Annotated in this window: 16 protein-coding genes; 11 read left to right on the top strand and 5 right to left on the bottom strand. The window is 58.2% G+C overall.

Features of this window, described 5'->3' with window-relative positions:
- Positions 1–151: 151 nt before the first annotated feature.
- The 10 genes from gcvA to PMI31_RS29895 all read left to right on the top strand — a co-directional run bounded on the left by gcvA (position 152) and on the right by PMI31_RS29895 (position 8,349).
- A complete protein-coding gene (gene gcvA, locus PMI31_RS10505; protein ID WP_008017984.1) occupies positions 152–1,057 on the top strand; it encodes a transcriptional regulator GcvA in 906 nt (301 codons plus the stop codon).
- A 94-nt stretch (positions 1,058–1,151) separates the two neighbouring features.
- A complete protein-coding gene (locus tag PMI31_RS10510; RefSeq protein ID WP_008017985.1) occupies positions 1,152–2,090 on the top strand; it encodes an NAD(P)-dependent oxidoreductase in 939 nt (312 codons plus the stop codon).
- An 88-nt stretch (positions 2,091–2,178) separates the two neighbouring features.
- The gene (locus PMI31_RS10515) at positions 2,179–3,009 is read left to right on the top strand and encodes an oxidoreductase (RefSeq protein ID WP_008017986.1); all 831 of its coding nucleotides are present in this window, start codon (positions 2,179–2,181) and stop codon (positions 3,007–3,009) included.
- A gap of 183 nt (positions 3,010–3,192) precedes the next feature.
- Positions 3,193–3,552, top strand: coding sequence for an OB-fold domain-containing protein (locus tag PMI31_RS10520; RefSeq protein WP_008017987.1), 360 nt, complete (start codon positions 3,193–3,195; stop codon positions 3,550–3,552).
- Positions 3,549–4,694: a thiolase family protein gene (locus PMI31_RS10525; protein ID WP_008017988.1), complete on the top strand. Its 1,146-nt coding sequence runs from the start codon at positions 3,549–3,551 to the stop codon at positions 4,692–4,694. The genes PMI31_RS10520 and PMI31_RS10525 overlap by 4 nt, the downstream gene beginning before the upstream one ends.
- Before the next feature lies 1 nt (position 4,695).
- The gene (locus tag PMI31_RS10530) at positions 4,696–5,460 is read left to right on the top strand and encodes an SDR family NAD(P)-dependent oxidoreductase (RefSeq protein WP_008017990.1); all 765 of its coding nucleotides are present in this window, start codon (positions 4,696–4,698) and stop codon (positions 5,458–5,460) included.
- Positions 5,461–5,470: 10 nt separating this feature from the next.
- Positions 5,471–6,277 (top strand): enoyl-CoA hydratase/isomerase family protein, encoded by an 807-nt coding sequence (locus PMI31_RS10535; RefSeq protein ID WP_008017991.1) that lies wholly within the window; start codon positions 5,471–5,473, stop codon positions 6,275–6,277.
- Positions 6,278–6,295: 18 nt separating this feature from the next.
- The gene (locus PMI31_RS10540) at positions 6,296–6,706 is read left to right on the top strand and encodes a PaaI family thioesterase (protein WP_007980444.1); all 411 of its coding nucleotides are present in this window, start codon (positions 6,296–6,298) and stop codon (positions 6,704–6,706) included.
- Positions 6,696–7,901, top strand: a complete 1,206-nt coding sequence (locus PMI31_RS10545) for a CaiB/BaiF CoA transferase family protein (RefSeq protein WP_008017992.1) — start codon at positions 6,696–6,698, stop codon at positions 7,899–7,901. Before PMI31_RS10540 ends, PMI31_RS10545 begins: the two co-directional genes overlap by 11 nt.
- A gap of 127 nt (positions 7,902–8,028) precedes the next feature.
- Positions 8,029–8,349, top strand: coding sequence for a cobalamin B12-binding domain-containing protein (locus PMI31_RS29895; RefSeq protein WP_157213268.1), 321 nt, complete (start codon positions 8,029–8,031; stop codon positions 8,347–8,349).
- 109 nt (positions 8,350–8,458) lie between these two features.
- Here PMI31_RS29895 and PMI31_RS10555 read toward each other — a convergent pair whose 3' ends face one another.
- Together PMI31_RS10555 and PMI31_RS10560 are read right to left on the bottom strand one after the other, a co-directional pair.
- Positions 8,459–8,962, bottom strand: coding sequence for a DUF934 domain-containing protein (locus PMI31_RS10555; protein ID WP_008017994.1), 504 nt, complete (start codon positions 8,960–8,962; stop codon positions 8,459–8,461).
- Entirely contained in the window at positions 8,959–10,632 is a 1,674-nt protein-coding gene (locus tag PMI31_RS10560) for a nitrite/sulfite reductase (protein ID WP_008017995.1), read from the bottom strand. Before PMI31_RS10560 ends, PMI31_RS10555 begins: the two co-directional genes overlap by 4 nt.
- Positions 10,633–11,176: 544 nt before the next feature.
- On the opposite strand from PMI31_RS10560, the gene PMI31_RS10565 reads away from it, so the two are divergent.
- Positions 11,177–12,352, top strand: coding sequence for an MFS transporter (locus PMI31_RS10565; RefSeq protein WP_052037650.1), 1,176 nt, complete (start codon positions 11,177–11,179; stop codon positions 12,350–12,352).
- An 85-nt stretch (positions 12,353–12,437) separates the two neighbouring features.
- Here the strand turns inward: PMI31_RS10565 and PMI31_RS10570 are convergent, their stop codons facing one another.
- The 3 genes from PMI31_RS10570 to PMI31_RS10580 all read right to left on the bottom strand — a co-directional run bounded on the left by PMI31_RS10570 (position 12,438) and on the right by PMI31_RS10580 (position 13,991).
- Positions 12,438–13,193, bottom strand: coding sequence for an SDR family oxidoreductase (locus tag PMI31_RS10570; RefSeq protein ID WP_008017997.1), 756 nt, complete (start codon positions 13,191–13,193; stop codon positions 12,438–12,440).
- A gap of 51 nt (positions 13,194–13,244) precedes the next feature.
- Positions 13,245–13,535, bottom strand: a complete 291-nt coding sequence (gene catC, locus PMI31_RS10575; RefSeq protein ID WP_008017998.1) for a muconolactone Delta-isomerase — start codon at positions 13,533–13,535, stop codon at positions 13,245–13,247.
- A 72-nt stretch (positions 13,536–13,607) separates the two neighbouring features.
- Entirely contained in the window at positions 13,608–13,991 is a 384-nt protein-coding gene (locus PMI31_RS10580; RefSeq protein WP_043302331.1) for a winged helix-turn-helix transcriptional regulator, read from the bottom strand.
- Positions 13,992–13,996 lie beyond the last annotated feature (5 nt).

Here is a 13,996-nt window from a genome sequence, read left to right on the forward strand (position 1 = left end):
AGACCCCGGACGACAATCGATTAAAACGAGCGCCCACCTTGAGCTTTTATCAATCGTTCACTTTATTGTTGGGATGCACCGGGCAATTAAATACACTCCGCGTCTTCGTTTTTTCCAATACAGTAACTTCCAACAACAAGAGATGACTTCCATGGACCGACTGCCGCCACTGAATGCCATCCGCGCGTTTGAGTCCGTAGCGCGTCATTTGAGCATCACCCATGCCGCCGATGAGTTGAATGTCACGCCGGGTGCGGTCAGTCGGCAGATTCGCGCGCTCGAAGAGTTTCTCGGACTCGACCTGTTTGTCCGGGGGCACCGGCAAATCACCTTGACCCATTCCGGCGAACAATATTTCCGTGCGGTGGCCAGGATGATCGAAGACTTGCGCGGCGCCACGAAGAAACTCATGTCGCCGCCCTTGCGTCGGCAAATCAAGGTGCGTGCCTACACCACGTTTGCCATGCAATGGTTGATACCCAGGCTGGCCAGCTTTCACGCCGAACATCCCAAGATCGAGGTGTTGCTGACCGCATCGCTTGAGCCGGTCGACTTTTACAAGGAAGACATCGATGCCGCGATCCGTCTTGGTTCTGGAGAATGGCCCAATTGCAATTGTTACGTGTTGAGCGACAACCGCCTTGCACCAGTCTGCAGCCCTTCGCTTTTGCAACACGGCCCGGGCCTGAACACACCCGCCGACATCGCGCAGTACACCATGCTGCATTCGATCGCCAGACCCGAGGACTGGCGCTACTGGCTGGAGGCAAGTGGTGTGAGCCGAGACGTCGATGCGCTTGCCGGCATGTCATATCAGAGTTCTTCGATGGTCTATGCCGCTGCAGCCGGTGGCCAGGGTATTGCCATGGCGCAGTTGTTCCTGGTCGAGAAAGAGCTGCGGGACGGCACCCTGATCAGGCCTTTCGAGCAAATCGTCGACATGGGCGTGTACACCTATTATCTGCTCACACCCAAGCACCGCGAAGAAAGCGATGACACGCGGGTTTTTCGCGAGTGGATCCTCGAACAGGCACGTTTGACCCGCGAAGGCGCTTGAGTTTTTGTCAACCAAAACGAGCCAATAACTCCTTTGTCGCAAGGTAATCGCCGCACCTAGGATGATGTCTTTCCAATAATAAGGACGACACGCCATGAGCCCACTTCCTGCGCATTTAGCCTCTGCATCGAACGAAACCATCGGTTTTATCGGGTTGGGCGCCATGGGTCAGAAAATGGCCCACCACCTGCTCGACAATGGGTATGTCCTGAGCCTCTACGACCCCAATCCGCAGGTATTGGCTCCCTTGCTCGCCCGCGGAGCGCACAACCATGGCAGCCCCCGCGATGTCGCCGATCACGCCCGGATCGTGCTGATTTGCGTGCCGACCCCGGATATCGTCGAACTCGTGGTGCTGGGCGACGATGGGATCATCCACGGTGAACAGGTGAAAATCCTGGTGGACCACTCGACCACCGGCCCGAGTATGGCCAGGCGTGTGGAGCAGGCGCTACGCGAACGCGGCATCCAGGCCTTGGACGCGCCCTTGGCTGGAGGCGTAGCAGGCGCACTCAATGGCACCCTTTCGGTGATGGTGGGGGGGGACAAGAGCGCTTATCAACAGTGCGAGCCGGTGTTCGCCTGTTTTGGCAAAAAAGTCGAACATATTGGCACAACGCCGGGCCTGGGCCAGACCTTGAAACTGGTCAACAACATGGTCGTTGGTGCAACCCTGGTGGCCACCAGCGAAGCGCTGCTGTTCGGGATCAAGTCCGGGCTCGAACCCGGACAAATGCTGGAAATGCTCAACGCAAGTACCGCGCGCAGTTTCAGCAGCGAGCACATACTGGCCGGTACCGTCCTGCAGCGCCAATTCGACTTCGGCTTTCGCCTGGACCTGATGCGCAAGGATGTACGGCTGTTCCTGGCCGAGGCGGAAAACATCGGCACACCGGCTTTCACCAGCGCCGTGGTCAAACAGTTCTTCGATCAGGCCATGAGCGAAGGCGACCCGGCGCGCGATATGACCCATGTGGTCAAGGTGCTCGAGAAAATGGCCGGAGCGACCATCGACGGGCATACATCCCCATAGCCTCACCCTCCTCTTTTTCCATGGATGCAAGCAAGTTACCGACGAAGGATTTTTCGATTCAATTCGTTCGATACGTGGAGACACTGTCATGCGTACTTGGTTGATTACCGGTTCATCCCGTGGTTTTGGTGCCTTGCTCACGCAGCGGGCGCTGGAGGCTGGCGACAACGTTATCGCCACCGCAAGAAAGCCGGCCGATGTGACGGCCAGGTTCGGCGAGCATCCGCGGTTGTTCGTGGCGAAACTGGACGTGACGCGCGAGAGCGATGCCCATGAAGCAATTGCGGAAGGTATCCAGCGCTTTGGCCGGATCGATATTCTGGTCAACAACGCAGGTTATGGCTTGCTGGGGGCGGTCGAGGAAGCAAGCACTACTGAGGTGCACAACATTTTCAGCACCAACGTCTTCGGTTTGCTTAACGTCACGCGGGCCGTGCTACCGCATATGCGCAAGCAGCGCTCGGGGCACATTATCAACTTTTCCTCTCTCGGTGGTTACCAGGCCTACGTCGGTTGGGGGGTTTATGGCGCGACCAAGTTCGCGGTCGAGGGCTTGACCGAAGCCTTGGCGCAGGAACTGGCGCCACTGGGTGTAAAGGCTACGGTGGTTGAACCGGGTTTTTTCCGCACCGACTTTCTCGATGAGCAGTCGCTTGTCACATCCCCCCTGGTGATCGCGGACTACGACGCCACTGTCGGTGCCATGCGCCGGTTTGCCGAAACGGCCAATCATGGTCAGCCCGGTGATCCCGAGAAGCTTGCAGGGGCCATCCTGGCATTGGTCGACGCGCCCAACCCACCCTTGCGTTTACCTTTGGGCAGTGACGCCATAGAACGGATTACACAAAAGAACGCGGCCGTTGCCTCTGAGCTGGAGCAGTGGCGTGAGTTGTCTTTGTCCACTGATTTCAAGGCGTAAAATAAACCAGGCGGGCCGCTAAGGCCCGCCTGCATCTACGTCACTCAATGAGCCCCTTTGCCCCTGTTGGTTTGATTTTTTCTCAATTCAACAGCGTTTTTATATCGTTTGTCGCCCATTGAGGCGTGCCCGAACATACCTCCAGACGTTCGCTATCGAGCGTCAATAAAAACAGGAGGTCACATGAACAGTCCGTCACCTATCTGGGCATCCACCACACCGCCCGGTCTTGCTGCCTCGCGACATCTTGGCACTGACGAAATCTTCTTTCCCGCGGTACCTGCCGATTCGCCCCTGGCCGATCAGTTCCAGGACACCACCCTGAGCGTGGAAGGCCGCGTGTACAGCTTCACCATCATGCACCCCAGCCCCAAGAGCGGGCTCAACCCCTTCGTTCTGGCCTACGTCGACCTGCCCGGTCCGGTCCGCCTGTTCGGCCGCCTCAATGGCAACAGCGGCCGTCCGTTCATTGGCGAAAAATGCCGTGTGATTGCCGACGAGACTTTTGGCTACGTATTCGAATCCCTGGAGGTACGTCCATGACCCAGATGCATGTAATGGGCGCCGCGATGACGCCATTTGGCCGCCACGTTGGTGTCATGGCACCGGAGCTTGCCCAGCGAGCGATTCTTGACGCGGTGGCCGACGCCGGCATTGCCTTGGCCGACATCCAGGCGGTTTATTGCGCCAATGTGTTGGGCGGGATGATTCTCGGCCAGGTGATCCTGCGTGACCTGGGCCTCAAGGGCATTCCGGTCTACAACATCGAAAACGCCTGCGCTAGCGGCGCCACGGCGGTCCACCTGGCTCGGCATGCACTGCTGGCCGGGCAATACGAGCGGGTACTGGTGTTTGGCATCGAGCAATTGACCGCGCTGGGCGGCGGTACCATCCCCATGCAGCGCAACGATCGCATGACCGACCTGTACGCAACCGCCGGTATGGTGCTGCCTGCGGTGTACGCCATGCGTGCCACTCGCTTTATCCATGAGCGCGATGCCAAACCAGCCGACCTCGCGGCTATCGCCGTGAAAAACCGCCACCATGGTACGCTCAATGAGTATGCGCAGCAGCGTACCGAAGTCACCCTGGAACAGGTGCTGAGTTCGCGGATGATCGCCGACCCGCTGACCTTGTTGCAGTGCTGCCCGTCGCAAGTCGACGGCGCTGCTGCAATGGTGCTCGGAACGCAGCCGGGACCACAGGCCAAAGCCGTCAAGGTGCTGGGGTCGATCGTTGTCTCGGGCATGCGAGAAACCGGAGATGACGACATTCTCGATGCCGAAATCACCGCGCGGGCGGCACGAATGGCCTATGAGCAAGCCGGCGTGGCGCCCACTGACATCGGCGTGGTCGAACTGCATGACGCCTTCACTATCGCCGAATTGCTCTATTACGAAGCCCTCGGTCTGGCGGCACCGGGCGAAGCAGTGTCGTTGTTGCACTCGGGTGCCACCGCCCTTGGCGGCCGCGTACCGGTCAACCCCAGCGGTGGCCTACTTGCCAAGGGCCATCCACTGGGCGCCACCGGCGTCGCACAAATGGTCGAGCTGACCTGGCAATTGCAGGGGCGTGCCGGCAGCCGCCAGGCCGGTACACCGAAGCTGGGCCTGGCGCAATGCACCGGTGGCGGTATTGCTGGCGTCGATCACGCCGCTTCTGCCGTCCACATTCTGGGAGTTTGAGATGAGCACTCGAAATTTCACTGCCACACAGGTCGCCGCGATCACCGGCGCCGCTCGCGGCATCGGCCTGGCTATCGCCGAACGACTGGCGCGCCAAGGCGTATTTGTCTATCTGTTGGACCGCGACGAAGCAGCACTCGCCGCAAGCGTTGAGGCCTTGACGGGGCATGGTTTGAAGGTCGCTGGCATTGCGCTGGACTTGACCGAAGGTGAGGCTGTCACTGCGGCGTTTGCACGGATCCACGAAGCCCACGGGTCGCTCGACTTTCTGGTTAATAACGCCGGTGTGGTCAGGGACAAGCGTTTCCTGAGCATGACCGAGCAGGACTGGGACCTGGTCGTCGATACCAACCTGCGTGCCCAATTTCTGTGCTGCAAGGCCGCTCTGCCGTTGATGCTGGAAAAAGGCTTCGGCCGTATCGTCAACATGTCCTCCAGGGCCTGGCTCGGCGGTTTCGGCCAGGCCAACTACTCGGCGGCCAAGGGCGGCGTGGTGAGCTTAACCCGCAGCCTGGCCATCGAGTTCGCCGCCAAGGGCATTACTGTCAACGCCATCGCGCCCGGCATTGTCGATACCCCGCTGTTCCAGAGCTTCGCTCCTGAGGTTCAGGCAAAACTCAAGGAAACCGTGCCGGTAAAACGCATTGGCACCCCCAATGACATCGCCAACGCCGTGGAGTTTTTCCTCGACCCAGACAGTTCCTATGTAACCGGACAAACCTTGTATGTCTGCGGCGGACGCAGTCTGTCGTCGGCCAGTGTCTGAGGTGAGCGCCATGTCAGTCTCAATGCAAATACAGGGTGCGATTGCACTGATCACCCTTGATCGCCCGCAGGCCTTGAATGCCCTAGACCTGGATTCGCTCCAGGCCCTTCGCGAACACCTGGTGTATGTGCGCGATAACCCCGCGTTGCGGGTCGCCGTCATCACCGGCGCCGGCGAGAGGGCGTTCTGCGTCGGCGCAGACCTTAAAAACACCCGTTCTTCGTCCGCCTCATATGCCCAGGCGCTGTTCCTGGCGAATGAATCTGCGGCGGATGCCGGACTGTACATCCGCTTGATGGACCTCACCGACCTCGACCTGCACAAGCCGTTGATTGCCGCTGTGAACGGTCACTGCCTGGGCGGTGGCCTGGAGCTTGCGCTGCAATGCGACCTGCGCATCGCCAGCAGCAGCGCCTCCTTCGGGCTGCCCGAGGCTGCCGTGGGCTCTATCCCCGCAGTCAGTGGTTTGCATCGACTGATGCGGGCGATACCGGCGGCCCCTGCCATGCAGATGGCCTTGACTGGGCAACGCATCGATGCACATCAGGCACTGAGTGTCGGGCTGATCTCCGAGCGGCTGGACAGCCACGAGGCATTGCTGGCGCGCGCCATGGAGCTCGCCGAACGTATTGCACAGCAGGCGCCCTTGGCCATACAGGCACTGCAAACCCTGTCACGCAGCACAGCGCACCTCAGCGACCGCGATGCCCAGCGTTTGACCGAGTTGTATTGGGGGGTACTGCGCGATACCGAAGATCGTATCGAGGGGCGTCAAGCCTTTGCCGAGAAACGTGTACCTCACTACAAGGGCCGCTAGATGGCCCGAGGAGCGATCATGCAATTGCACAATCCCTTTCTTCAGGGTCTGGGCGTCACGTTGGTCCGCTGGGTGCCGGGAGAGGCTGAATTCCAGTTGCACATCTCCGAGCAACATCTCAACCGCCAGGGCGCCTTGCACGGCGGGATGATCGCCACGTTGATGGACGCGGCTTGCGGCTATGCCGGCCTGCACACTGGCGAAGGCGAAGCAGAGATTCATGGACTCACCGCGATGTTGAACATTGCCTACCTGCAACCGGCATTCGAGGGGAGCGTTAGCGCATTGGGCCGGGTTCGCCGCGCCGGCAGGAGCCTCTACTTTGCCGAAGCCGAGCTGCTGTCCGACACCGGCGTACTTCTGGCCACCGCCCAAGGGACCTTCAAGAAACCCCGGGCGTCGATCCGCGGAGGTAATCATGTTACGTAACGCACTGGACGGCCTCACCGTCCTCGATTTCACCCAGATCGCCGCAGGCCCTACGGCGACCATGCTGCTGGCCGACATGGGGGCGCGGGTGATCAAGGTCGAACCCCGCGAAGGAGAGTTGGGGCGCACCCTAGGGCCGGCCTGGGTGGGCGAAGACAGCGCGCTTTACCACGCTTTCAACCGTGGCAAGCAATGCATCGGCCTGGACCTAAAGCATCCCGACAGCATCGAGGTCATCAAACGGCTGGTACTGCAAGCCGACGTGCTGATCGAAAGCATGCGCCCGGGCGTGATGACCCGGCTGGGCCTGGGTTATGAAACCCTGGCCGCGCTCAAGCCTGACCTGATCTATTGCTCAATCTCGGCCTACGGCCAGGAAGGTCCCTATTCGGACAGGGCGGGTGTCGACGGGATTCTACAAGCGGATTCCGGACTGATGAGCCTGATTGGCACGCCAGGCTCGGCCCCCTGCAAAGTGCAGGCTCCAGTGGTGGACGTAGTCACCGGCTACATGGCCTGCATGGCCGTATTGGCCAAGCTACACGCCCGTCAGCACGATGGGCTGGGCGGCCATCTGGATGTCAGCCTGATGAACTCGGCGCTGGCACTGCAACAGTCGTCCATCACCAGTTATCTGAGCGATGGTAAGTTGCCGACTCGCATCGGCAGCGGCGCACCCTACTCGGCTCCCAACGAAGCCTTCCAGACCGAGGATGGCTGGCTGATGGTTGCGGCCTACAACGGCAACCGCTGGCCGACATTGTGCAAGGTGCTGAACCACGAAGAATGGATTACCGACCCACGCTACGTCAGCTCCGCGCAACGGGTCATCCACCGCGCCGAAATGTGCGCAGCATTGACGGACGTGTTCATGAGCAAGCCAACGGCTCATTGGCTGCAGGTATTGCATGAAGCGGACATTCTCTGCTCGAAGGTGGCCGACTACAGCGATCTGATGAAGCATCCGCAGCTCGCCAGCAATGGCATGCTGGTTGAGCTCAACCATCCTGTACATGGCGCCGTGCGCGTCCCGGGGTTTCCCATCAACAGCGTTCAGGCTGCGCAAACGCCCTATGCGCCAGCCCCGCAAAACGGTGAACATTCTCGCTCGGTGCTGCGCGACTTTGCGTTTTCCGAAGCGCAGATCGCCGCGCTGGAGGCATCGCAGGCGTTGCACTGTAGCGAACCCCTCTGATCGCCAGTGGCTAAACCCCGGGCCCTTTCTTCGCGATGCGCTGAAAGGGCCCGGGGGTTTTCTTTTCTGCAAAACACTCCGTTATTGAAACTCGCTGCACATGTCGCGGGCTTCTTCACGGTTTACGATGCATCATGGCCGACCGCCACAAGTACTGCTCGGAAAGCTGGGCCTGGATGGCCATGATCGCAGGATCCGCTTGATCAACTCAGTACTCGTCGAAGCAGGATTTCGGGTCATGATGCTGCCACTGTTTCAGAGCCCCACTGAATTGCTGGCGTCCAAGGACGGCGCCGGGCCGATCGAACTGATCGGGTTTTCCAGCTTGGCGGGCATGCACAACGAAATACTCTACGATCTGCTCGAACATCTGTGTCGGCGGCGCATCGACGTCCCCGTGGTGCTGAGCGGGATCATTGCGCAATCGGGACATCGCCTCACTCACTAAGCAGGGTGTCAGTGCCGTCTTCGGTTCAGGGGTCGATGTGCTGCCTAACCGTTGATGAGCCTTGTCGAGCAACAATCAGTTCAAGCCAGCGAACCGAATGCGAAAAGGATCAACGACGCCGAAACAACGGCCGCGGCTCAATCACCGAACGCCCATACAGCACGCTCATACCAGCCAGTCCTTTAAGGGCATCTTCAGAGGATTTGTCTTCACGCACGGCAAAGCTGGTGAAACCGCACTGGCGCATGTGGCTGAGCTGATCGCGCAGCACATCGCCGATTGCGCGCAACTCGCCCTCCCAGCCCAGCCTCGTGCGCAGCAGATACGCCTGGCTGTAGCCGCGTCCGTCGCGAAAGCTGGGGAAATCCAGGGCGATAAGCGGCAATACATCCAGCCACATTTCAAGGCTTTCCAAATCGTCATCGGGGCCAAGCCAAACGCCATCCACACTGATTGCCTGCAGCGTGCCCTTCTCCTGTCTCTGGCGCCAACGCGCGAGTGGCAGGATCAGCGGGCCGGCCGGGAGTTCGCCATCGATGTCGCGGATCAGGGTCCACTGGTCATCCAGAACATGGCGAGCACCGCCTTCGCACAACATCAGCAAGTTGTTCATGCCACGGCCTCCGCGTATTTTGGGTAAACCCGTTCCTTGAACGGCTCGATACCGATGCGGGAGAACGTATCGATGAAGTTTTCATCGACTTCGCGATAGTCGACGAAGGTGTCGACGATGCGCTCGATAACATCCGGTATTTGCTCGGCGCTGAACGACGGACCGATCACTTTGCCCAATGCCGCAGCTTTGCCCTGCGCGCCACCCAGAGTGATCTGGTACCACTCCATGCCGTTTTTATCGACCCCAAGGATGCCTATATTGCCGATGTGGTGATGACCGCAAGCATTCATGCAGCCCGAAATATTCAAGCTGAAATCACCCAGATCATGCAGGAAGTCCAGGTCATTGAACCGCGCCTGGATCGCAGCGGTAATGGGTAGCGAGCGAGCATTGGCCAAGGCGCAAAAATCGCCACCGGGGCAGGCAATGATGTCAGTCAACAAGCCAGCATTGGCCACCCCCAGCCCGTGATCGCAGGCCAGCATCCACAACGCGAGCAAATCGCTTTTGCGCACGTCCGGTAAAATCAGGTTCTGCTCATGAGCGATACGTATCTCACCGAAACCGAAAAGCTCCGACCAGCCAGCTACTGCCTCCATCTGTACTGCTGTCAAGTCACCAGGTGGAGTATCCGCACCGGGTTTTGTCGACAGTACGACACTCACGTAGCCGGGGACTTTATGCGCCTGGGTATTACGCGAGACCCACCGTGCAAAGTTAGGAAAAGCCATAAGCTCACTGCCAAAACTCAGCGTGGTATCACTCAGGGATTGATACGCGGGCGCGACAAAAGCACGGGCAACACGTTGGTATTCGACTTCGGTCAGTTGCGCCGGACCATCTTTGATTTGCTGCCATTCCTGTTCGACTTCAGCAGCGAAAGCTTCGATGCCCAGCGACTTGACCAGGATCTTGATTCGGGCCTTGTACTTGTTGTCACGCCGTCCGTGGCGGTTGTAGACCCGCAGTACCGCTTCGACATAAGACAGCAAATGCTCCCAGGGCAGGTCTTCCCGAATCTGCTGCGACAAGATCGGAGTTCGTCCCAATCCACCGCCGACCATTACCCGCAAGCGCATAAGGCCTGCTTCGTCGGCATACAGGTACAGGCCGATGTCGTGCATCATGATCGCCGCACGATCCTGTTTTGCAGAACAGATGGCAATCTTAAATTTGCGCGGCAGATATAGAAACTCCGGGTTAATCGTTGACCACTGGCGCAGGATTTCTGCCAAAGGTCGAGGATCCATCAATTCATCGGCGGCGACGCCGGCAAAGGCTTCGGTGGTGATATTGCGCACGCAATTACCTGAGGTCTGGATAGCATGCATATCCACTTCCGCCAGATGCTGCAGAATCTCAGGCACCTGATGCAGCTCGATCCAGTTGTACTGCAGGTTTTGCCGGGTGGTGAAATGCCCGTAGCCACGATCATAGTCGCGAGCGATTCGCGCCAGAGTGCGCAACTGCCGCGCCGACAAAGTACCGTAGGGAATTGCGACCCGTAGCATATAGGCATGCTTCTGCATATACAGACCATTCTGCAGACGCAGCGGCAGAAACTCTTCTTCGCTCAACTCGCCCGCCTGATAGCGTTCGACCTGATCGCGAAACTGTTCTACGCGCTCCTGCACCAGTGCACGGTCGTAGTCGTCGTATTGATACATGCTCGGGTCCTCATCAGTGTTTGCCCTCTGACACGGGGCAACTTCGATGGGGCCAATATGCGCTTGCGCTGATACTCATTACAGAATCAGGTCATGCATAAAAAACCGGATCAGATCTGGCGCAATCCATCCGGTACTCGTGGCATATCTGATATTGTTTTTTTAAAGTTTGGTGTGTCTGTTTTGACGCGGAGCAACCGCCACATCCCCCTCCAATACTCAAATCAATATGAGATGGCCTTTAATTGCTTACCTGATGCCATCAATGAACCGTGCACTCCCGTAGATATACGAAAATTCGTAATCCCAGGCCGTCCAGGCGGTGATGAGTTTCCTCGTTTCATGCGTTGAAAACTGAGTCGTTACACAGTAAAGGATGTGCATTTTTACGGATGGCGTCCGCACTTTTTCTGGCTAGCGAGCGGGCACGTCTTGCGACAAAAATGGGGTGTCGAATGCCCGATCACTCTTTTTATGCCCTTCGAGTATGTCAGTGACAGACCAGCACCCAAAACCAACAGTGGCTGTTTCCGTTTTTTTGGCCATCGCACAGATTATGGTCTGGGGTGGTTCATTCTTTTTAATGGCGATGCTGGCAGGGCCGGTGGTCAAGGACACGGGCTGGTCGCAGCAATGGGTGTACGGTTCACTTTCGCTAGGGATTCTGATCTCAGGGCTGCTGGCGCCGATGGTCGGCCGCGGGGTCGCCAGGACCGGTGGTCGCCTGATCCTCGCAAGCAGTGGCCTCATCATCGCGCTGGGCCTGGTCTTGCTCGCCAGCGCACCCAACCTGCCCTGTTTTGTTCTGGCCTGGGTGGTGATCGGTGTCGGAATGGCTGTCGGACTCTACGACCCTTTGTTTGCCGCTCTGGGACAACTCTATGGAGACAACGCTCGCAGCGCGATCACCCGTATCACGCTGATTTCGGGGTTCTGTACCACCATAGTCTGGCCGCTGATTGCCATCCTCATCGAGCGCTTCGGCTGGCGTGAAACCTGTTTGGTGTACAGCACCGGACTTGCGCTGCTAGTACTGCCGATCTACCTGTGTGTGTTTCCCAAACACGTCCCCGCAACACAAACAACAACGGCTCACCCACGCATCGAACAAGCTCTATCGAACGTGGCGCAAGAAAGGATGTTCAAGCTACTGACGGCGGGTTTCATCCTGGCCTCCGTGATCATGACCGCGATTTCGGTACAACTGATCGCCGTGCTACAAGCGCAAGGCATCTCGCTCGCTGCAGCCCTGGGTATTGCCGCACTGCTCGGACCCAGCCAAGTGGGTGCCCGCGCTATCGATATATTTATCGGCAGGCAAACTCACCCGATCTGGAGCGCGTTAGGCTCTTCGGTTCTCGTCGCGCTTGGTCTGGGGTGCGTGATCCTGTCACCCAGGATGGCAGCATTGGGCATCGTGCTTTACGGCGCTGGCAGTGGCATTCGTTCCATCGTTCGCGGCACCTTGCCCCTGGCGCTGTTCGGTACACGTATCTACCCGATCATACTGGGCCGAATTGCTCGTCCCACATTGATTGCGCAAGCATTGACACCTTTGGCTGGGGGGTACTTGCAGGAGCGCTACGGCGCAACGGTAACCATGATGGTCCTCGGTGGCCTCGCGCTAATCAATGTCGTTCTCGTGCTGATGTTGTTGATTGAGGTTCGCAAAGTGCCGAAGTCGAACGAAACCAGCGCTGCGAATACAGCGCCTGATTGACGGGTGGCGTGGTCCATGGGGTTGTCCGCTTCGCAACCCATGAACCTTGATGGCCCACTCATGGGAAGCGCGATCATCATCCCGCTTATATGCCTTGGCCTCCGGACACTTCAATCCGCTGAGCGTTGACCCAGCGATTGTCCTCAGACAACAAACTCGCGATCATCGGTCCAATATCGTCCGGTAGCCCGGTGCGGCCGAGCGCGGTCATATCCGCGAACAATTTGTTGACCTCAGAATTGTCGCGGACGGCGCCGCCGCCAAAGTCAGTTTCGATTGCGCCCGGCGCCACAGTGTTGACCGCAATACCTCGGCCACCCAGTTCCTTGGCCATGTACACGGAAAGTATCTCGACCGCCCCCTTGACTGCTGCATAAGCGGCATAGCCAGGAAAGGAAACCCGCGTCAACCCGGAGGATAGGTTAATGATACGGCCGCCATTGGCGATCAATGGCAGCAGCGTCTGAGTCAAAAAGAAAACACCCTTGAAATGGACGTTGACCAGCCCGTCGAACTGCTCCTCAGTGGTCTGTTCGATCAGAGCGTAATCACCGTGACCGGCGTTATTCACCAAATGATCGAATGTTTCGCGCTGCCAGATCTCGCGTAATGCCTTCTGAAGCTGCCCAGCGAATGGCGCGAAACCAGCAATTTTTCCGGTATCGAGTTGCAAGGCGATCGCCTTGCGCCCCAAGGCGTTGATTTCTGCGACGACAGCCTCAGCGTCTTCACCACGGCTCTGATAAGTAACAATGACGTCACTGCCGTGGCGAGCGATGCTCAGTGCAGTGCTTCGGCCGAGCCCCCGGCTTGCACCGGTAACGATAGCAATCTTGGTCATGATGGATCCTCATCGTGCATTGATTAGCATGCAAAACGGAACAACGTTGGCCTAGCGATTATCCTCATGAATGGAGGCTGGATGCTGGCACATCGCATCTACCTCAATTGCCATGTAGGGATGTAGCGGTAATTGCATCAACAGGTCGTGCAATTCCTGAACGCTGTCGACGTCAAAGACGCTGTAATTGGCGTAGTGCCCGGCGATGCGCCATAGGTGGCGCCACTTCCCTTGCTGCTGCAGACGCTGCGCCAAGGCCACCTCATCGGCCTTGAGCTGGGCGGCGAGTGCTGGGTTCATGTCGACTGGCAAATTCACGGTCATTTTCACATGGAACAGCATGATGCTCTCCTCAGGTTTGATGAACGGTAGTGGCTAGCTGCTTTCTTCCTTTAGAACGCTGTTTGACTCACACTAGCGCTGGCCATCAAGTGAACGCACGACCGCGTCGCACGATATCAGTCGATGGGCGTCCCCCAGTTCTTGCGCATGTTGCTGGCCCCAATCCTGGAGCGACGAAATCAGAGGTTCAAGACTCAATCCCAATGGCGTCAATGAGTAATCGACGCGTTGCGGCTCTTCAAGAGAAGTTTTTCGCCAAACAATACCGTGTTCTTCTAGCGCCTTGAGCTGCTGGATCAGGACTTTCTGCGAGATGCCGCTAATTTGAGCCTCTATCTCACACGTTCGCTTGGGACCCTCCAGCAATACATGGATGATGACTGCTTTCCAGCGTCCTGAAATGATTCCAAGGGTTCGTTCGATGGGTAGCCGGGGAAGCAATTTTGTAAGGGTCATAGGGC

Source organism: Pseudomonas sp. GM55 (genome assembly GCF_000282395.1).
GTDB classification, from domain to species: Bacteria; Pseudomonadota; Gammaproteobacteria; order Pseudomonadales; family Pseudomonadaceae; genus Aquipseudomonas; species Aquipseudomonas fluorescens_CC.